The organism is Pseudomonas sp. 8209, from assembly GCF_028682105.1.
Lineage (GTDB): Bacteria > Pseudomonadota > Gammaproteobacteria > Pseudomonadales > Pseudomonadaceae > Aquipseudomonas > Aquipseudomonas palmensis.
In genome coordinates, this window is sequence record NZ_JANIAH010000006.1 from 60,021 (window position 1) to 79,812 (window position 19,792).

General features: G+C 65.8%; 16 protein-coding genes and 1 pseudogene. 12 read left to right on the forward strand and 5 right to left on the reverse strand.

The genetic code is table 11. The features are described 5' to 3' along the window. Positions 1 to 37 precede the first annotated feature (37 nt). The 4 genes and pseudogenes from NP552_RS14255 to NP552_RS14270 all read left to right on the forward strand — a co-directional run bounded on the left by NP552_RS14255 (position 38) and on the right by NP552_RS14270 (position 4,757). On the forward strand, positions 38 to 1,393 hold the full coding sequence (locus NP552_RS14255) for a M16 family metallopeptidase (RefSeq protein WP_043859990.1): 1,356 nt from the start codon (positions 38 to 40) through the stop codon (positions 1,391 to 1,393). A 103-nt stretch (positions 1,394 to 1,496) separates the two neighbouring features. Next, positions 1,497 to 2,864, forward strand: a pseudogene (locus NP552_RS14260) (M16 family metallopeptidase); the annotation flags it as partial. Then, positions 2,864 to 3,460 (forward strand): 16S rRNA (guanine(966)-N(2))-methyltransferase RsmD, encoded by a 597-nt coding sequence (gene rsmD, locus NP552_RS14265; protein ID WP_043859992.1) that lies wholly within the window; start codon positions 2,864 to 2,866, stop codon positions 3,458 to 3,460. The pseudogene NP552_RS14260 and the gene rsmD, both read left to right, overlap by 1 nt. Before the next feature lie 301 nt (positions 3,461 to 3,761). Next, a complete protein-coding gene (locus tag NP552_RS14270; RefSeq protein ID WP_043859993.1) occupies positions 3,762 to 4,757 on the forward strand; it encodes a hydrolase in 996 nt (331 codons plus the stop codon). On the opposite strand, the gene NP552_RS14275 is transcribed toward NP552_RS14270, so the two are convergent. Both NP552_RS14275 and NP552_RS14280 read right to left on the reverse strand, forming a co-directional pair. Then, the gene (locus NP552_RS14275; protein WP_274096848.1) at positions 4,758 to 5,612 is read right to left on the reverse strand and encodes a sulfurtransferase; all 855 of its coding nucleotides are present in this window, start codon (positions 5,610 to 5,612) and stop codon (positions 4,758 to 4,760) included. 36 nt (positions 5,613 to 5,648) lie between these two features. Next, positions 5,649 to 6,314 (reverse strand): TetR/AcrR family transcriptional regulator, encoded by a 666-nt coding sequence (locus NP552_RS14280; protein WP_043859994.1) that lies wholly within the window; start codon positions 6,312 to 6,314, stop codon positions 5,649 to 5,651. Positions 6,315 to 6,402: 88 nt separating this feature from the next. Between NP552_RS14280 and NP552_RS14285 the strand changes: the two genes are divergently transcribed. The 3 genes from NP552_RS14285 (at position 6,403) to NP552_RS14295 (ending at position 8,910) form a co-directional block, all read left to right on the forward strand. Then, on the forward strand, positions 6,403 to 7,830 hold the full coding sequence (locus tag NP552_RS14285; RefSeq protein WP_426428893.1) for a coniferyl aldehyde dehydrogenase: 1,428 nt from the start codon (positions 6,403 to 6,405) through the stop codon (positions 7,828 to 7,830). A 239-nt stretch (positions 7,831 to 8,069) separates the two neighbouring features. Beyond that, positions 8,070 to 8,549, forward strand: coding sequence for a pantetheine-phosphate adenylyltransferase (gene coaD / locus NP552_RS14290; RefSeq protein ID WP_043859996.1), 480 nt, complete (start codon positions 8,070 to 8,072; stop codon positions 8,547 to 8,549). A 109-nt stretch (positions 8,550 to 8,658) separates the two neighbouring features. Next, on the forward strand, positions 8,659 to 8,910 hold the full coding sequence (locus tag NP552_RS14295; protein WP_011531711.1) for a YfhL family 4Fe-4S dicluster ferredoxin: 252 nt from the start codon (positions 8,659 to 8,661) through the stop codon (positions 8,908 to 8,910). A gap of 9 nt (positions 8,911 to 8,919) precedes the next feature. On the opposite strand, the gene mutM is transcribed toward NP552_RS14295, so the two are convergent. Both mutM and NP552_RS14305 read right to left on the reverse strand, forming a co-directional pair. Further along, positions 8,920 to 9,732: a bifunctional DNA-formamidopyrimidine glycosylase/DNA-(apurinic or apyrimidinic site) lyase gene (gene mutM, locus NP552_RS14300; RefSeq protein WP_043859997.1), complete on the reverse strand. Its 813-nt coding sequence runs from the start codon at positions 9,730 to 9,732 to the stop codon at positions 8,920 to 8,922. Between the two features lie 3 nt (positions 9,733 to 9,735). After that, a complete protein-coding gene (locus NP552_RS14305; protein WP_043859998.1) occupies positions 9,736 to 10,602 on the reverse strand; it encodes an HDOD domain-containing protein in 867 nt (288 codons plus the stop codon). 137 nt (positions 10,603 to 10,739) lie between these two features. Here NP552_RS14305 and NP552_RS14310 point away from each other — a divergent pair, with 137 nt between their 5' ends. Both NP552_RS14310 and NP552_RS14315 read left to right on the forward strand, forming a co-directional pair. Next, positions 10,740 to 11,279, forward strand: a complete 540-nt coding sequence (locus tag NP552_RS14310) for a type 1 glutamine amidotransferase domain-containing protein (protein WP_058541779.1) — start codon at positions 10,740 to 10,742, stop codon at positions 11,277 to 11,279. A gap of 76 nt (positions 11,280 to 11,355) precedes the next feature. Then, a complete protein-coding gene (locus NP552_RS14315; RefSeq protein WP_043860000.1) occupies positions 11,356 to 12,552 on the forward strand; it encodes a class I SAM-dependent rRNA methyltransferase in 1,197 nt (398 codons plus the stop codon). Positions 12,553 to 12,645: 93 nt separating this feature from the next. On the opposite strand, the gene NP552_RS14320 is transcribed toward NP552_RS14315, so the two are convergent. After that, positions 12,646 to 14,319, reverse strand: coding sequence for a DUF4153 domain-containing protein (locus NP552_RS14320; RefSeq protein ID WP_274096850.1), 1,674 nt, complete (start codon positions 14,317 to 14,319; stop codon positions 12,646 to 12,648). A 235-nt stretch (positions 14,320 to 14,554) separates the two neighbouring features. On the opposite strand from NP552_RS14320, the gene NP552_RS14325 reads away from it, so the two are divergent. From NP552_RS14325 to NP552_RS14335, 3 genes are all read left to right on the forward strand, one after another. Then, entirely contained in the window at positions 14,555 to 15,919 is a 1,365-nt protein-coding gene (locus NP552_RS14325; RefSeq protein WP_253086241.1) for an APC family permease, read from the forward strand. Positions 15,920 to 16,178: 259 nt separating this feature from the next. Next, positions 16,179 to 18,020 carry a dihydroxy-acid dehydratase gene (gene ilvD / locus NP552_RS14330; protein ID WP_043860003.1) on the forward strand — a complete coding sequence of 614 codons (1,842 nt, stop codon included), beginning with the start codon at positions 16,179 to 16,181 and terminating at the stop codon, positions 18,018 to 18,020. A gap of 334 nt (positions 18,021 to 18,354) precedes the next feature. After that, a complete protein-coding gene (locus tag NP552_RS14335) occupies positions 18,355 to 19,746 on the forward strand; it encodes an L-cystine transporter (protein WP_274096851.1) in 1,392 nt (463 codons plus the stop codon). Positions 19,747 to 19,792 lie beyond the last annotated feature (46 nt).

The window sequence follows — 19,792 nt, forward strand, 5'->3', positions numbered from 1 at the left end:
TAAGGCCATGCGGGCAGCCCTACAGGTTGAATCATCAATGAATGCTCTAGCCCGCCGCGCCGCCGGCCTGCTGCTCAGCACAATTGTCATGCCCCTGGTGGCGGTTGCCGCCGACGTCCAGCCCACCCATGAATTCACCCTCGACAACGGCCTCAAGGTCATCGTGCGTGAAGACCATCGCGCCCCGGTGGTGGTATCGCAGGTCTGGTACAAGGTCGGCTCCAGCTACGAGACCCCGGGTCAGACCGGCTTGTCCCATGCCCTGGAACACATGATGTTCAAGGGCAGCAACAAGCTGGGGCCTGGCGAAGCCTCACGCATCCTGCGTGACCTGGGCGCCGAAGAGAACGCCTTCACCAGCGACGACTACACCGCCTACTACCAGGTGCTGGCCCGCGACCGCCTGGGCGTGGCCCTGGAACTGGAAGCCGATCGCATGGGCAGCCTGCGCCTGCCGCCCGAAGAGTTCAGCCGCGAAATCGAGGTCATCAAGGAAGAGCGCCGCCTGCGCGTCGACGATCAGCCCAACTCCAAGGCCATGGAGCTGTTCAGCGCCATGGCCCACCCGGCCAGCGGCTACCACACCCCTACCATCGGCTGGATGGCCGACCTCGAACGCATGAAGGTCGAAGAGCTGCGCCACTGGTACGAAGCCTGGTACGTGCCCAACAACGCCACCCTGGTGGTGGTCGGCGACGTCACCGCCGACGAGGTCAAGGGCCTGGCCCAGCGTTACTTCGGTGCCATCCCCAAGCGCGCCACACCCCCTGCCAAACTGCCGCTGGAACTGGCCGAGCCGGGCCTGCGCCAGCTCACCGTGCATGTGCGCACCCAACTGCCGAGCCTGATCTACGGCTTCAACGTGCCGGGCCTGGCCACCGCCAAGGACCCGCGCAGCGTGCACGCCCTGCGCCTGATCGCGGCCCTGCTCGACGGCGGCTACAGCGCGCGCATGGCCACCCGCCTGGAACGCGGCCAGGAACTGGTGGCCGGCGCGTCGGCCAGCTACAACCCGTTCACCCGTGGCGACAGCCTGTTCGTGCTCTCCGCGGTGCCCAACACGCAGAAGAAAAAGACCCTGGCCGAGGTCGAAAGCGGCGTCTGGAAGCTGCTCGACGAGCTGAAAACCACCCCGCCAACCGCTGAAGAGCTGGAGCGCGTGCGCGCCCAGGTGATTGCCGGGCTGGTCTACGACCGCGACTCGATCAGCAGCCAGGCCACCACCATCGGCCAACTGGAGACCGTCGGGCTGTCGTGGAAGCTCATCGACAAGGAGCTCGACGAGCTCAAGAGCGTGACCCCGGCCGACATCCAGAGTGCCGCCCGCACCTATTTCACCCGCGAACGCCTGAGCGTTGCGCATGTATTGCCCGAGGAGCAGGCGCATGACTGAGCACACCACCCCACGCCACACCCCGAAGGGCCGCGGCGTATTCGGCGCGTTGCTGCTGAGCGCCGTGTGCCTGGCCGGCCCCGCCCATGCCGACACCGCGGCCGCCAAGCCCGGCGCCAACCTGCAATCGCTGGCCGAGCTGGACGGCAAGGCACCGAGCCGACGCAACCTCGACATCAAGACCTGGAACACCGCCGAAGGCGCCAAGGTGCTGTTCGTCGAAGCCCACGAACTGCCGATGTTCGACCTGCGCCTGACCTTCGCCGCCGGCAGCAGCCAGGACGGTAACCTGCCGGGCCTGGCCACCCTGACCAACGCCATGCTCAACGAAGGCGTGGCGGGCAAGGACGTCGGCGCCATCGCCGCCGGCTTCGAAGGCCTGGGCGCGGATTTCGGCAACGGTGCCTACCGCGACATGGCGGTGGCCTCGCTGCGCAGCCTGAGCGCCAAGGACAAGCGCGAGCCGGCCCTGAAGCTGTTCGCCGAAGTGGTGGGCAAGCCGACCTTCCCTGAAGACGCGCTCAAGCGCATCAAGAACCAGATGCTCGCCGGCTTCGAGTACCAGAAGCAGAACCCCGGCAAGCTGGCCAGCATCGAGCTGTTCGAGAAGCTCTACGGCAAGCATCCCTACGGGCACCCCAGCGATGGCGACGCCAGGAGCATCCCGCCGATCACCCTGGACCAGCTGCGCGCTTTCCATGCCAAGGCCTATGCCGCCGGCAACGTGGTGATCGCACTGGTCGGCGACCTCAGCCGCACTGAAGCCGAGGCGATTGCCGCGCAGGTCTCCGCCGCGCTGCCCAAGGGCCCGACGCTGCCCAAGCTGGCACAACCGAGCGAACCCAAGCCTGGCGTCAACCACATCGACTTCCCGTCCAAGCAGACCCACCTGATGCTGGCCCAGCTGGGCATCGACCGCGCCGACCCGGACTACGCGGCCCTGTCGCTGGGCAACTCGATCCTCGGCGGCGGCGCCTTCGGCACCCGCCTGATGAGCGAAGTGCGCGAAAAGCGCGGCCTGACCTACGGCGTGTACTCGGTGTTCAGCCCGATGCAGGTGCGTGGCCCGTTCATGATCAACCTGCAGACCCGTGCCGAACTCAGCGAAGGCACGCTCAAGCTGGTACAGGACATCCTGCGCGACTACCTCAAGACCGGCCCCACCCAGCAGGAGCTGGACGATGCCAAGCGCGAACTGGCCGGCAGCTTCCCGCTGTCCACCGCCAGCAATGCGAGCATCGTCGGCCAACTGGGGGCCATCGGCTTCTATGACCTGCCGCTGAATTTCCTCGAGGACTTCATGCAGAAGTCCCAGAGCCTCACCGTCGAGCAGGTGCGTGCTGCCCTCAACAAGCACCTGGCCGCCGACAAGATGGTCATCGTGACCGCCGGGCCGAAGGTGGCGCAACAGCCGCTGCCACCGCCCACTGACAAACCCGCCGAGCAGCCGCTTGGCGTACCGGAGCATTAATGGCCAGTCCATCCGCCAAATCCAAGGCCGCCGCCCACGGCGGCCAGGGCCAGTTGCGCATCATCGCCGGCGAGTGGCGCAGCCGCCGCCTGAGCTTTCCTGACGCACCGGGCCTGCGCCCTACCCCCGACCGGGTGCGCGAAACCCTGTTCAACTGGCTGACCGCGCACATCGAGGGCGCCCGCGTGCTGGATGCCTTTGCCGGCAGCGGCGCGCTGTTTCTCGAAGCGCTGTCGCGCGGCGCGGCCTCGGCCGTGGCGCTGGACAGCAACCGCGCCGCCATCGAGAACCTCAAGGACAACCTGGAGCTGCTGCGCTGCCCCACCGGGCAGGTGATCCAGACCGACGTGGTGCGCTACCTGCAAGGCGAGCCCAAGGCCCCGTTCGACGTGGTGTTCCTCGACCCGCCCTTCCACCAGGACCTGCTGCCGGCCACCTGTGCACTGCTCGAAGAGCGCCACTGGCTGGCCGAGCACGCGTGGATCTACACCGAAAGCGAAACCGCGCCGTCGACCCTGCAACTGCCGGGCAACTGGCGCCTGCACCGGGAAAAGAAGGCCGGTCAGGTGCACTATGCCTTGTGGGAGCGCGGCTGAACGTCGCCCCGCCTCCAGCAAACTGCGGCCGCCTGAGGTGCTTTGCCTGATCGTGCTCCGGCGCTCCCCAGGCACGACACCGATCACCAACCGGCTTGTGCGTGCCGCCTGCACCACCGCCGGGCTGCTGACCCTCAGCAGCCCGGCACTCGCCCAGCACACCCTTCCACGACCTCAGCCTCGCCAACCGACAGCCCTTGCCCGAAGTGACACCTGCTGAATATGCTTTGGCGGCAGCAGACCTGCGCTTGCGCACATACACTGATCACAGGGTCTGCCGCCCGCTCAAGAGACCTCGACGATGTCCAGCGCCACCCCACCCCCGTTCAAGCCAGCCACCGGCCTGCGCAACCCCCATGTGCAGACGCTCTGGGGCCCGCTCTGGCGCAAGTCGCCACCGCTGGCACATCGGCGCGAGCGCCTGTGGCTGGCCGACGGCGATTTCCTCGACCTGGACTGGCACGGCCCGCTTGCCACCACCACACCACTGGTGGTGGTACTGCACGGCCTGACCGGCTCGTCGACCTCCCATTACGTCATCGGCCTGCAGCGCGCCCTGGCGGCGCAGGGCTGGGCCAGCGTGGCGGTCAACTGGCGCGGATGCTCGGGCGAGCCGAACCTGTTGCCGCGCAGCTACCACTCCGGCGCCAGCGAAGACCTGGCCGAAGTCATCGCCCACCTGCGCACCCAGCGCCCGCAGGCACCGCTGTACGCGGTGGGTTATTCGCTGGGTGGCAACGTGCTGCTCAAGCACCTGGGGGAAGCGGGTACGGCCAGCCAGTTGCAGGCGGCCGTGGCGGTGTCGGTGCCGTTTCGCCTGGACCAGTGCGCCGATCGCATCGGCCTGGGGTTTTCACGGGTGTACCAGGCGCACTTCATGCGCGCCATGCTGGGCTACGTGAAGGACAAGCAGCGCCACTTCCAGCACCACGGTCACCATGAGGGCCTGGCAACCCTGGACCGCCTCGGCCCGCTGGAAAACCTGCGCACCTTCTGGGATTTCGACGGCCGTGTGACCGCACCGCTGAACGGCTTCAGCGACGCCCACGACTACTACCAGCGCTCGTCGAGCCGCTACTATCTGGGTGAAAACCGTACGCCCACGCTGATCATCCATGCCCAGGACGATCCGTTCGTGTTCAGCCACAGCCTGCCAGGGGCCGCCGAACTGGCCAGCCAGACCACCCTGGAGCTGCACCGTCATGGCGGTCACGTGGGCTTTGTCGACGGCAGCCTGCGCCAGCCCGGCTACTACCTGGAGCGGCGCATTCCACAGTGGCTGGCCAGCGGGGCCTGATCAGTCGCCCTTGGCCACCGGACGCTGCGGGTCGGTGATCCACTCGCTCCACGAACCGGCGTACAGCCGTGCCAGCGGATAACCGGCCAAGGCCAGGGCGAACAGGTTATGGCAGGCCGTCACCCCCGAGCCGCAATAGGCCACCAGCGCCTGCGGCTGGCGCGTACCGAGCAAGGCGGCAAAGCGCTGCTTGAGCTGCTGGGGCGACAGAAAACGACCATCAGGCCCCAGGTTGTCGGTGAAGGCCGCGCAATGCGCACCCGGGATATGCCCGGCCACCGGGTCGATGGGCTCCACCTCGCCGCGAAAACGCGGCAGCGCACGGGCGTCGAGCAGGGTCAGGTCGGGCGTGCCCAGGCCATTGGCCAACTCGGCGGCGTCCAGCACCAGGCTCGCATCGGGCTGCCCGCTGAAGTTGCCTTCACGCTTGTCACAGGCATCCAGGCTCAGCGGCAACCCGGCCGCGTGCCAGGCCTTGAGCCCGCCATCGAGGATCGCCACCCCGTCGCGCTTGCCCAGCCATGCCAGCAACCACCAGGCCCGCGCGGCAAAGGCCCCGGGGCCATCGTCGTAGAGCACCACGTCGCTGTCGTTGTCGATGCCCCAGCTGCGCAGCCGTTGGATCAGTTGCTGCGGGTCGGGCAAGGGGTGGCGACCGGTCACGCCCTTGACCACCGGCCCGCTCAGGTCACGCTCCAGGTCGGCGAAGTGCGCGCCGGCGATATGCCCTTCGGCATAGCTGCGCTGGCCATAGTCGACGTCTTCCAGGGCAAAGCGACAATCGAGAATCACCAGCTTCGGAGCGCCCAGGCGCTCTGCCAGTTGCTGGGGTGCGGTCAGTTGCGCGAGTGGCATGTCGGTCTCCATATCGATTCAAAGGGGGTGGGCGGCCTACTGTTCCAGTGCCTGGTCCAGCGGCACGTAGAATTCCTTGCACAGCGCATCCACTGCAGGGCGCGCGCTGGCGGTGACGAAACCGAGCTCCAGCACCAGCACCTGGTACACGCCGCGCTTGATCGCCTCTTCGCTCAGGTGCGCGGAGTGCTCGCGGGTGGTGCACAGAAAGCGCACCCAGGAGGTCAGCACGATCCAGGCATTGAGGGTCAGCGATTCGATCTGCACGGTGTCCATGGCCACGATGTCGGCCTCGACGAAACCTCGGTAGATGGCCTGGCCCTGCAGCAGGCAGCGCTGCGAAAAACGTCGGTAGCGCGCAGCCAGGGTCGGGTCGTGGCCGAGCAGGTGTTCGAGGTCGCGGTGCAGGAAGCGGTAGTTCCACATCGCCGACAGCAGCGCCTCGAGGTAGAAGCGCTTGTCCTCGACGGTGGCGGCGCGCCCCTGGGGCGGGCGCAGAAAGCCTTCCACCAGCGCCTCGTACTGGGTGAACAGCACGGCGATGATCGCCTGCTTGTTGGCGAAGTGGTAATAGAGGTTGCCAGGCGAGATTTCCATGTGCGCAGCAATGTGGTTGGTGCTGACACTGCGTTCACCCTGCTGGTTGAACAGCTCGAGGCTGTTCTGCACGATGAGCTCGCGGGTCTTGATGCGCGGTGCCATGGTCAGCTCCAAAGGCATGAGCTTGAAGGAATAGGCTTATCTTACGGCGTATCCGCCACGGGATGTACCACCTGCACAACCGGCGTATATGCTCCAGGCACACTTGCCCTGCCACGGAGCCCGCATGCCCCTCCAGACCCTGTTCGAACAGCAGCGCCGGGCCTTTGCCGGGCTGCCCATGGCGCCGGCGGCGCAGCGCCTGCAGTGGCTTGCCAGCCTGCGCCGGCTGCTGCTGGCGAACCAGTTGGCCCTGGTCGCGGCGATCGACCGCGACTTTGCCGGGCGCAGTGCCGACGAGACCCTGCTGGCCGAACTGATGCCCAGCGTGCAGGGCATTCGCCACGCCGAGCGCCACCTCAAGGGCTGGATGAAGCCGGTGCGGCGCACGGTGGGCCTGGCGTTCCAGCCGGCCAGCGCGCGGGTGCTGTACCAGCCGCTGGGCGTGGTGGGCATCATCGTGCCATGGAACTACCCGCTGTTTCTGGCCATCGGCCCGCTCACCGCGGCGCTGGCAGCGGGCAACCGGGTGATGCTCAAGCTCAGCGAAGCCACCCCGGCCACCGCGGCGCTGCTTCAGCGCCTGCTGGGCGAAGTGTTTCCCGACGACCTGGTCAGCGTGGTGCTGGGCGATGCTGGCGTGGGCGAGGCCTTCTCGCGCCTGCCGTTCGATCACCTGCTGTTCACCGGCGCCACCAGCATCGGCCGCCAGGTGATGGCGGCGGCAGCCACCAACCTGACCCCGGTGACCCTGGAGCTGGGCGGCAAGTCGCCGGCCATCGTGTCGGCCAGTGTACCGCTGGCCCAGGCGGCCGAGCGCATCGCCTTCGGCAAGACCCTCAACGCCGGGCAGACCTGCGTTGCCCCGGACTACGCGCTGGTACCGCGCGAGCGCCTGGAGGGCTTCGTGCAGGCCTATCGCGAGGCGGTGCTGCGGTTTTATCCACAGGTGCGAAACAACCCGGACTACAGCGCGATCATCAATGTGCGTCACCTGGCGCGCCTGGAAGGCTATTTGCGCGATGCCCGCGACAAGGGCGCCAGCGTGCTCGACCTGTACCCCGGCGAAGCCCGCGAAGGTCGGCGCCTGCCGCCGCAGGTGCTGCTGCAGGTCGATGACAGCATGCAGGTGATGCAGGACGAGATCTTCGGCCCGCTGCTGCCGGTGGTGCCCTATGACAGCCTGGCCGAGGCGCTGGCCTATGTGAACCAGCGCCCGCGCCCGCTGGCGCTGTACTACTTCGGCCACGACCGTGCCGAGCAGCGGCGGGTGCTGGAGCAGACCCATTCCGGCGGCGTGTGCCTGAACGACACCCTGCTGCACGTGGCCCAGGACGACCTGCCGTTTGGCGGGGTCGGGCCGTCGGGGATGGGCAACTACCACGGGCACGAGGGCTTCAAGACCTTCAGTCATGCCCGGGCGGTGTTCGCCAAGTCGCGGGTGAATGCGGCGCGGCTGATCTATCCGCCGTATGGGAAGGCGCTGCAGCGGTGGGTCTATCGTCTGTTCATTCGCTGACGTTGCAGCGACCCCATCGCGGGTCAGGCCCGCTCCCACAAAGAGATGCATAGCCTGTGGGAGCGGGCCTGACCCGCGATGGGGTCGATACTTTCAAGGCACCAGACACTCGGCCTGCAGCGGGTGACAAGCATTATCACGCCTGTCTATAGTGCCTTGAGCCGGCGATGGCGACTTGGCCGACCGCAGCTGCTGCGATACCATCCGACTCCCAAACGCACTCCTGCCAGGACGACGCGATGAACCGAGTGTTGTACCCAGGTACATTCGACCCTATTACCAAAGGCCATGGCGATCTGGTCGAGCGGGCCTCCCGGCTGTTCGACGAGGTGATCATCGCGGTCGCCGCCAGCCCCAAGAAGAACCCGCTGTTCCCCCTGGAACAACGGGTAGAGCTGGCGCGTGAGGTCACCAAGCACCTGCCCAACGTGCAGGTCATCGGCTTCTCCACGCTGCTGGCGCATTTCGCCAAGGAGCAGCAGGCCAATGTGTTCCTGCGCGGCCTGCGCGCGGTTTCGGACTTCGAGTACGAGTTCCAGCTGGCGAACATGAACCGGCAACTGGCGCCCGACGTCGAAAGCCTGTTCCTGACGCCGTCCGAGCGCTATTCGTTCATATCCTCGACCCTGGTGCGCGAAATCGCGGCGCTGGGCGGCGATATCACCAAGTTCGTGCACCCGGTAGTGGCTGACGCACTCACCGAGCGCTTCAAGAAGTAACCGCGCCCGCATCGAAAACCGCGCCCGCGTGCACTGCGGGCGTTAATGCGGCACAATTGTGCCCATTGGTTTTCATATGCCCGGGCCTGACGCCCCGGCCGGAGTCCCCATGTCCCTGATCATCACCGACGATTGCATCAATTGCGACGTCTGCGAACCCGAGTGCCCGAACGCCGCCATCTCCCAGGGCGAAGAGATCTACGTGATCGACCCCAACCTGTGCACCCAGTGCGTTGGCCATTACGACGAACCGCAGTGCCAGCAGGTCTGCCCGGTCGACTGCATCCCGCTGGATGAAGCGCACCCGGAAACCGAAGACGAGCTGATGGCCAAGTACCGCAGGATCACCGGCAAGGCCTGATACAGGCCGCTACGTCTGGCAGCGCGGGCAGAACACGCTGGCGCGCTGGCCCAGGGTCACGTTGCGCAGCACCGTGCCACACACCTTGCACGGTTCTTCCCCGCGCCCGTACACGAACAGTTCCTGCTGGAAGTAGCCCGGCTGGCCGTCGCCGCCGATGAAGTCGCGCAAGGTGGTGCCGCCACGCTCGATGGCGGCGGCCAGGATGCGCTTGATCTCGATGGCCAGGCGCAGGTAGCGCGCCCGCGAAATGCCCCCGGCCGGGCGCCGCGGGTCGATGCCCGCCGCGAACAGCGCCTCGGTCGCATAGATGTTGCCCACCCCCACCACCACCGCGTTGTCCATGATGAACGGCTTGACCGCCATCGAGCGCCCGCGCGACAGCTGGAACAGCCGCTCGCCATCGAACAGGTCGGTCAGCGGTTCCGGGCCCAGGCGCAGCAGCAGCTCGTGCTGCAACGGGTCGGGGGTCCAGAGCATCGCGCCAAACCGGCGCGGGTCGGTGTAGCGCAGCGCCAGCCCCGACTCCAGCTCGATGTCCACATGCTCGTGCTTGGCCGCCGGCAGGCCGATCTCCACCAGCCGCAGGTTGCCCGACATGCCCAGGTGGCTGATCAGCGTGCCCACCTCGGCGTTGAGCAGCAGGTACTTGGCACGCCGTTCCACCGACACGAAGCGCTGCCCCGACAAGCGTACGTCGAGGTCTTCGGGTATCGGCCAGCGCAGGCGCCGTTCACGCACCACCACACGGCTGACACGCTGCCCTTCAAGGTACGGCGCAATGCCGCGGCGGGTGGTCTCGACTTCAGGTAGCTCGGGCATGGGTCAGTGCGCACCCATTTCGCGGATGGTCTGCTTGAGGTTCTCGAAGTCGTACTCCGACAGGCCCACGTAGTCGAGCACCAGGTGCCCGACGGTGTTCCATTCGTGGTCCACGCTCTGGTTGCCCAGCACCCGGTACGAGCTGCAGATGTGCTCGGCCATCTTCAGGATGGCCAGCAGGTTCTTGAGCTGGGTGTTGCGCGCCGAGTCGTCGCTGAACACCGCCAGGGCATTGTGGTGGTTGGCGATGGCGGCACTCACGTGCTCGGGCAGGCGCCACGACTTGGCCGTGTAGTAGCCGACCACGGCGTGGTTGGTGTTGAACGTGCGGTTCTCGGTGTCGACCACGCGCTTGTCGGGGCCGGCCTCGGCGTAGGCCTGCTCCAGGGTATGCATGTAGTCGGGGAAGCGCTTGTGCATCAGCGGCACGCCGCAATCGTGGAACAGCCCCAGGGCATAGGCTTCGTCCACCGCCTGCGAGCCGATGCGCTTGGCCAGGGTCAGGCAGGTCATGGCCACGTCCTGGGCGGTGTCCCAGAAGCGGTTGAGGGTGACGATGGTGTCGTCGCTCATCTCGCCCTTGATCGACTGCGCGTTGATCAGGTTGATGATCGAGCGGCTGCCCAGCAGGTTCACCGCGCGCTGGATCGAGGCGATCTTGTTGGTCAGCCCGTAATACGGCGAATTGACCAGCTTGAGCAGTGCGCCGGAAAGGCCCGGGTCCTGGGAGATCAGCTTGGCGATGGTCTCCAGGTCCGGGTCGGGCATGTACTGCTCGAACTGCAGGTCGACCATGATCTGCGGCTGGGGCGGTACGCTGATGCCCTGCAGGGCTTGCTGGATCTGTTCGGCGGTAAGTTCCTGGGACATAGATACACACTCGGGGCTGAAGGGCGATTCTAACCCTGCAGGCGGGCCGGGAAACACCCGTTGATGGATTCAGAAGGAACTTTGCCTGCCCCAGGGCTGCCTGCTTACTACAGGTTCAACTCAACAGGAGCACGCAGATGACGACCCAACTGAACGGCAAGCGCGTGGCCATGCTGGTCACCGACGGCTTCGAGCAGGTAGAACTCACCGGGCCCAAGCAGGCCCTCGAGCAAAGCGGCGTGCGCGTCGACATCCTCTCGGCCAAACCGGGCACGGTCAAGGGCTGGAACCATGACAAGCCCGCCGACGACTTCAATGTGGACAACACCTTCGACAAGGCCGACGTCGCGGTCTACGACGCCATCGTGCTGCCCGGCGGCGTGCAGAACTCCGACACCATACGCATCGACCCCGGCGCCCAGAAGCTGGTCAAGGCCCACGACGCCAGCGGCAAGCCCCTGGCGGTGATCTGCCATGGCGCCTGGCTGCTGGTGTCGAGCCAGCTGGTCAAGGGCCGCAAGATGACCAGCTACAAGACCGTGCGCGACGACATCACCAATGCCGGCGGGCAGTGGCAGGATCAGGCCGTGGTCATCGACCGCAACCTGATCAGCAGCCGCCAGCCCGACGATATTCCCGCCTTCAACACCCAGCTGCTGCGCGCTTTGGGCGCCTGATCGGCTATTTGTCGCCGGCCGAGCCGCGTGCCCGGCCGACGCGCTATACTCCCGCTCTTTTTTCCGGAGCGACGTCATGTCCCTGCCCAGCCTTCGCCTCAAAGCCAACGCCGACCGCCGCCTGCGCGCCGGCCATCTGTGGGTGTACAGCAACGAAATCGACGTCGCCGCGACCCCGCTGCATGGCTTCAAGGCCGGCGACCAGGCGGTGCTCGAAGGTGCCGGCGGCAAGCCACTGGGCATCGTCGCCATGAGCCCCAACAACCTGATCTGCGCGCGCCTGCTGTCGCGCGACGCCAAGCTGGCCCTGGACAAGTCGCTGCTGGTGCACCGCATCAACGTGGCCCTGTCGCTGCGCGAGCGCCTGTTCGACAAGCCGTTCTACCGCCTGGTGTACGGCGACTCGGACCTGCTGCCGGGCCTGGTGGTCGACCGTTTCGGCGACATCCTGGTGGTACAGCTGGCCTCGGCCACCATGGAACAGCACAAGGACGACGTGATCGCCGCCCTGGTGCAGGTGCTCAAACCCACCGGCATCCTGTTCAAGAACGACTCGGCGGCGCGTGATGCCGAAGGCCTGAACCGCTACGTCGAAACCGTGTTCGGCCTGGTGCCGGAGTGGGTGGCGCTGGAAGAGAACGGCGTGAAATTCGAAGCGCCGGTGATGGAAGGCCAGAAGACCGGCTGGTTCTACGACCACCGCATGAACCGCGCACGCCTGGCACCCTACGTCAAAGGCAAGCGCGTGCTCGACCTGTTCAGCTACATCGGTGGCTGGGGCGTGCAGGCCGGTGCGTTCGGCGCCAGCGAAGTGTTCTGTGTGGATGCCTCGGGCTTTGCCCTGGATGGCGTGGAGCGCAATGCGGCGCTCAACGGCATTGCCGAGAAGGTCACCTGCGTGGAAGGCGATGTGTTCGAGGCGCTGCGCGAGCTCAAGGCCGCTGAAGAGCGTTTCGACGTGATCGTGGCCGACCCGCCCGCGTTCATCAAGCGCAAGAAGGACCTGAAGAACGGCGAAGGCGCCTACCGCCGCCTGAACGAGCAGGCCATGCGCCTGCTGAGCAAGGACGGCATTCTGGTCAGCGCCTCGTGCTCGATGCACCTGCCCGAAGACGACCTGCAGAACATCCTGCTGACCAGCGCCCGCCACCTGGATCGCAACATGCAGCTGCTCGAACGCGGCGGCCAGGGCCCGGACCACCCGGTGCACCCGGCGATCCCGGAAACGCGCTACATCAAGAGCATCACCTGCCGGCTGCTGCCCAACAGCTGATCGCGCTGAATGAAAATCCCGGCCAGGTGCCGGGATTTTTTTTGCCTGTAACGGCCTTTCGCCGGCAAGGCCGGCTCCTGCAGGCAGGTGCACTCAATCGCGCTGCGGGTAAGGCATCATTCCCAGTTCTCGCCCGTCGATCACCAGGGTCTTGTAGCGCGGTTTCGCCAGCTTGAGCGTGCCCGCCCGAATCTGCTCGATCAGTGCGCGCCCCGTGCCGATCCCGTCCACCCGCGCATAATCACGCCAGAAGCCCTCGTGACGCGCATACACGAACGCCGACGTCGAGTACTCGTGCTTGGGAACCACCAGCACTTCGTTGACCCCATCGTCATCCAGGTCCACCTGCCAGGCAGCACACCCCGAGCTGCCGCATTGGCTCTCGATCAGGGTCAGGTTGAGCATCTGCGCACTGTCCTCCGGCGCAGGCCCGATCCATTCCAGCTTGGGTCCGTACTCACGCGGCGACATGCTCACCGGTTCGGCCTCCAGCAGTCGATCGGCCAGCAGCTCGCGGCTTGGCGCATCCAGGATCTGCCCCTCCTTGACCAGGCGCGACAACCGCTCGAACTGCTCGATCCCCGGCTTGCCGAGCCGGTAGCGCAATGCGCGCGCATCGAACGCATCCGCCGAGGTGCGCCCGCTCAACAGCCGCTCCATCTGGTTGGCGGCACTGTAGGTCAACGGGTTGAGCATCGGCGTGAACACCAGCATCAGCACCACGAAACTCAGCAGCGCGATCAACGGGTTGCTGCGCCGCAAGCTGCCCAGCCACACCGCCTGGCGCGGGCGAATGGCCCACAGCGCGGCCAGGCTGTGCACCAGCGCGATGCCGATCAGCAGCATCGCCAGAAAGCGCTGCGGGGTCAGGCCGTACTGGTCGATGCGCAGCCAGCTCGAATAGCACGCCAGCGCCGTCAGCAGCGGCAGGCACACAAGGCTGGCGTTCACCAGCAGCTTCAGGGGCCTGGCATAACCGGCATCGTGCTCGCCGTCCTGGAACACGCCGTTGAGCAGAAACAGCGTACTGCCCACCAGGCACAGCAGGATGCTGGTGGAGTAACCGGTGTTGAAGATCGGCGCGACCCCGGTCACCGCCAGCGCCAGAGTGAACACCACCGCAATCAGCGAACACAGCGGCAGCAGGTAGCGGCACACAGTGAGCAGCACATTGCGCAGCAGGCCGATGGCCTTGTCGTTCTGGCGCCCCATGCGGATGCCCAGCGAGAAGAAGATCGGCAGGCACACGCAGATGAATTCGAGCGAGGCGAAGATATCGCTGAGCACCGGCGCGCCCAGAATCGTGAACAGCCGCCCGCACAGCCACAGCAGCATCCAGAACGCCAGGGCCACCAGCAGCGCCAGCAGCACGATGAAGGCATTGTTCCAGGCGTGCTGGTACAGGTCCTGATAGCGCAGGCGATTGCCGTCGCGGGTCGGCCAACTGAGGATGAACGCCGCGCCGATATAGGCCAGCACCAGCGAGGCCGGCATCCAGCGCATCCATAGCCAGCCGTCGGCCGATTGCGCATACAGCCAGGCTGACACGCTGGCCATCAGCAACGCCAGGCCGGCCACCAGCAGCCAGGTTCCGCGCTGGCGCACCGCGCCGCCCAGCAGTTGCAGATTGATGCCGCCCACCAGGGCCAGCGTGGCGCAGAACACCGCGAGCACAGGGTTGCGGTAATGGATGAAGGTGAGCAGCAGCGCCCCCTGTACCAGGGCGATGGCGAGGTAATACAGCACGGAGCGGTTGAGCACGGGCATTCCAAGTCCTTTTGCGAGGGGTGATGCACAAGGCGCGCAGTCTAGGGCCAGGCGACCCCGCACGGCTAGAGCACGTCGACTTCATTGCAGCGCCGCACAGGCCCCATGCAGCCATGCACATATACCGATAAAAATCCAGGACAATAATCCATAAGGGCAAATTTTTCATTGATCCAGGCGACATAAGCAGATAAAAATCGACTCAATCAAAATAAAAACAATGCAGGTTCGACCCATGTCCTCTATCGACCGCTCTCATCCTGGCACTTCAGATACCGCTCGACTGCGCCGCGTGCTGGGGCTGCCCGCCCTGGTGTTCTTCGGCCTGGTGTACATGGTGCCGCTCACCATCTTCACCACCTACGGCATCGTCACCGAGCTCACCGGTGGCCGCACCGCAGGCGCCTACCTGGTGACCCTGCTGGCCATGCTGTTCACCGCGACGTCCTACAGCTTCATGGTCAAACGCTTCCCGGTGGCGGGCTCGGCCTACTCCTATACCCACCTGGCGTTCGGCCCCAACATCGGCTTTCTGGCCGGCTGGTCGCTGCTGCTCGACTACCTGTTCATCCCGATGATCAACTACCTGCTGATCGGGCTGTTCCTCAACATCGCCTTCCCGGCACTGCCGGTGTGGGGCATCATCGTCGCCGCCATCGCCCTGGTGACCGTGCTCAACGTGATCGGCATCCATTCGGTGGCCAAGGCCAGCAACCTGATCGTGGGCGCGCAGATCATCTTCATCGGCGTGTTCGCCGCGCTGTCGATCAAGAGCCTGCACGGCGCGCCCATCGACCTGCTGTCGCCCCTGCTCGGTGACGGCACCCGGCCCGGGTTCAGCCACCTGATGACCGGGGCAGCGGTACTGTGCCTGTCCTTCCTGGGCTTCGACGCGGTATCGACCCTTGCCGAGGAAACCCGCGACCCGCAACGCGATGTGCCGCGCGCCATCCTGCTCACCACCCTGGGCGCCGGGCTGCTGTTCACCGTGCTGGCCTACATCAGCCAGCTGGTACTGCCGGGCAGCCACTTCGCCAACGTCGATGCGGCAGCCAATGAAGTGATGTTCAAGGCCGGCGGGCAGTTCCTCGCCAACTTCTTCACCGCGGCCTTCGTGGCCGGCAGCCTGGGTTCGGCACTGGCCTCGCAGGCTGCGGTGTCGCGCATCCTGTACACCATGGGCCGCGACCAGGTGCTGCCACGGCGCTGGTTCGGGCGCCTTTCGCCACGCTTCGGCACCCCGGTGTTCGCCACCCTGGTGGTATCGTTGTTCTCCCTGCTGGCACTGGTGATCGACCTGACCACCCTGGCCTCGCTGATCAGCTTTGGCGCGCTGGTGGCGTTCTCGGCGGTGAACCTGGCGGTGGTGCGCACGCACCTGGTCGATCAAGCCTGCCACCGCAACCTCTCGGGGCTGCTGCGTTACGGCGTGGTGCCGCTGGTGGGCATGAGCCTCACACTGTGGCTGTGGACCAGCCTGTCGGCACTGACCCTGACCATCGGCATGACCTGGTTCACCCTCGGCCTGGTGTACCTGGGCGTGCTGACCGGCGGCTTTCGCAAGCGCGTGAAGCTGGTGCACTTCTCCGAGGCCGGCTGAACGCCATGGCGGTTGGGCGGCCCGCGCGCAGCGAAAACGCCCAACCGCCCAATGCGCCATTCCTTCCCGCCGCCAGCGGTGTAGAATCGGCCTATTCATCGCCAGTCATCCCCGGCGGGTTTATGAGCTCTGGTCGAGCCCTCGGCGATCCCGTGGTGTTTTCGGCCTCATCCGTACCAGCGGCCACCTGCCTTCGGTGCAAAGGACAAGAGAAGCTCACTCCCCTTTTTGTTACCTGATTAGCCGCCAGGAGTGCTTCATGCCTGATTACCGCTCGAAAACGTCCACCCACGGTCGCAACATGGCCGGCGCACGCGCCCTGTGGCGCGCTACCGGCATGAAAGATGCCGACTTCAAGAAGCCGATCATCGCCATCGCCAACTCCTTCACCCAGTTCGTCCCGGGCCACGTGCACCTGAAGGACCTGGGCCAGCTGGTGGCCCGCGAGATCGAGCGCGCCGGTGGCGTGGCCAAGGAATTCAACACCATCGCCGTGGATGACGGCATCGCCATGGGCCACGACGGCATGCTGTACTCGCTGCCCAGTCGCGAGATCATCGCCGACTCGGTCGAGTACATGGTCAACGCCCACTGCGCCGACGCCATCGTGTGCATCTCCAACTGCGACAAGATCACCCCCGGCATGCTGATGGCCGCCCTGCGCCTGAACATCCCGGTGATCTTCGTGTCCGGCGGCCCGATGGAAGCCGGCAAGACCAAGCTGGCCAGCCACGGCCTGGACCTGGTCGACGCCATGGTGATCGCCGCCGACAGCTCGGCCAGTGACGAAAAGGTCGCCGAATACGAGCGCAGCGCCTGCCCTACCTGCGGTTCGTGCTCCGGCATGTTCACCGCCAACTCCATGAACTGCCTGACCGAAGCCCTGGGCCTGGCCCTGCCGGGCAACGGTTCGACCCTGGCCACCCACAGCGACCGCGAAGAGCTGTTCCTCAAGGCCGGCCGCACCATCGTCGAACTGTGCCAGCGCTACTACGGCGAGAACGACGAGTCGGTACTGCCGCGCAACATCGCCAACTTCAAGGCGTTCGAGAACGCCATGATGCTCGACATCGCCATGGGCGGCTCGACCAACACCATCCTGCACCTGCTGGCCGCCGCCCAGGAAGCCGAGATCGACTTCGACCTGCGCGACATCGACCGGTTGTCGCGCAGCGTGCCGCAGCTGTGCAAGGTGGCGCCGAACATCCAGAAGTACCACATGGAAGACGTCCACCGCGCCGGCGGCATCTTCAGCATCCTCGGTTCGCTGGCCCGTGGCGGCCTGCTGCACACCGACCTGCCGACCGTGCACAGCCGCAGCATGGAAGAAGCCATCGCCAAGTGGGACATCACCCAGACCGACGACGAAGCGGTGCACCACTTCTTCAAGGCCGGCCCGGCCGGCATCCCGACCCAGACCGCGTTCAGCCAGTCGACCCGTTGGGAAACCCTGGATGACGACCGCGAGAACGGCTGCATCCGCAGCTTCGAGCACGCCTACTCCAAGGAAGGCGGCCTGGCCGTGCTGTACGGCAACATCGCGCTGGATGGCTGCGTGGTGAAGACCGCAGGCGTCGACGAGTCGATCCACGTGTTCGAAGGCAACGCCAAGATCTTCGAAAGCCAGGACAGCGCGGTACGCGGCATTCTGGCCGACGAAGTGCAGGCCGGCGACATCGTGATCATCCGCTACGAGGGGCCAAAAGGCGGCCCGGGCATGCAGGAGATGCTGTACCCGACCTCTTACCTGAAGTCCAAGGGCCTGGGCAAAGCCTGTGCGCTGCTGACCGACGGGCGCTTCTCGGGCGGCACCTCGGGCCTGTCCATCGGCCATGCTTCGCCGGAAGCGGCAGCAGGCGGCGCGATTGGCCTGGTGCGCGACGGCGACAAGGTGCTGATCGACATTCCCAACCGTTCGATCAACCTGCTGGTCAGCGATGAAGAGCTGGCGGCGCGGCGTGTCGAGCAGGACAAGAAGGGCTGGAAGCCGGTCGAGCAGCGTCCGCGCAAGGTGACCACCGCACTCAAGGCCTACGCCCTGCTCGCCACCAGTGCCGACAAGGGCGCGGTGCGCAACAAGGCCATGCTGGACGGGCTGTAAGGTCTGGCGACAATAAAGAACCGGCGCCCAGGCGCCGGTTTTTTTTGCCTGCGGTGCGGTGTTCGCCGGTAACGCCGGCTCCTACAGACGCCGTTGCCCCCTTAGGAGCCGGCGTTGCCGGCGAAGAGGCCGGTACAGAGGGCGGCAACATCTGCCCCTTACACCCCAGCCCCGCATCTGTTTTCGTCCGTCTTTGCTTGCCGAGGAATATGGTTATTCCAAAACCATCTATCTAAATTCCATTTAGATCTAATTTCGTTGTTTTTCAGGCTGTTAGCATTTCTGTTCGCAATCGCGCACAGACGCGACGCCCCGCCCTTTGTCTGGAGCTTCAATGAACCTGCCGCTGTTTCTCAACCTGCTGGTGTTCGCAGCCTTGCTGCTGGGCCTGGCGCAAACCAGCAAGACCTCCTGGAGCCTGGCCAAGAAAGTGCTGGTCGGCCTGGTCGTCGGCGTGCTGTTCGGCAGTGCCCTGCATGCCATCTACGGTGCCGGCAGCCCGGTCCTGAAAAGCACCATCAGTTGGCTCGACCTGGTCGGCAACGGCTATGTGGGCCTGCTGCAGATGATCGTCATGCCGCTGATCTTCGTCTCGATCCTCAGCGCCGTGGCACGCCTGCACAACGCCTCGTCGCTGGGCAAGATCAGTTTCCTGACCATCGGCACCCTGCTGTTCACCACGGCCATCGCCGCGTTGATCGGCATCGGCCTGACCAACCTGTTCGGCCTCAGCGCCGAAGGCCTGGTGGCCGGCGTGCAGGAAACCGCGCGCATGCAGACCATCCAGAGTGACTACGCGGGCAAGGTCGCCGACCTCAACATCCCGCAACTGCTGCTGTCGTTCATCCCCACCAACCCGGTGGGCGACCTGGCCCGGGCCAAGCCGACCTCGATCATCAGCGTGGTGATCTTCGCCGCGTTCCTCGGTGTGGCCGCCTTGCAACTGCTCAAGGATGACGCCGACAAGGGCAACCGTGCGCTGGTGGCCATCGACACCCTGCAGGCCTGGGTGATGCGCCTGGTACGCCTGGTGATGAAGCTCACCCCGTATGGCGTGCTGGCGCTGATGACCAAGGTGGTGGCCAGCTCGAACCTGGACGACATTCTCAAGCTGGGCAGTTTCGTGGTGGTGTCGTACATCGGCCTGGGCCTGATGTTCTTGGTGCACGGTGTGCTGCTGGGCCTGGGCGGGGTCAACCCGCTGCGGTTTTTCCGCAAGGTATGGCCGGTGCTGACCTTTGCCTTCACCAGCCGCTCCAGTGCGGCGAGCATTCCGCTGAGCATCGAGGCGCAGACCCGTCGCCTGGGCATCCCTCAGGCGATTGCCAGCTTTGCCGCCTCGTTCGGCGCGACCATCGGCCAGAACGGTTGCGCAGGCCTGTACCCGGCGATGCTGGCGGTGATGGTGGCCCCGGCGGTGGGCATCGACCCGCTCGACCCGCTGTGGATCGCCACGCTGGTGGCCATCGTGACCCTGAGTTCGGCCGGGGTGGCCGGGGTGGGCGGCGGTGCGACCTTCGCCGCGCTGATCGTGCTGCCGGCGATGGGCCTGCCGGTGGAGCTGGTGGCGCTGCTGATCTCGGTCGAGCCGCTGATCGACATGGGCCGCACGGCACTGAACGTGAGTGGTGCGATGGTGGCCGGTACCCTGACCAGCCAGGCCATGGGGCAGACCGACAAGGTGCTGCTGGAGGCCGATGAGCATGCGCAGTTGACGCATAGCTGAAGACCCCTTCGCCAGCAAGGCCGGCTCCTACAGCAATCGTGTAGGA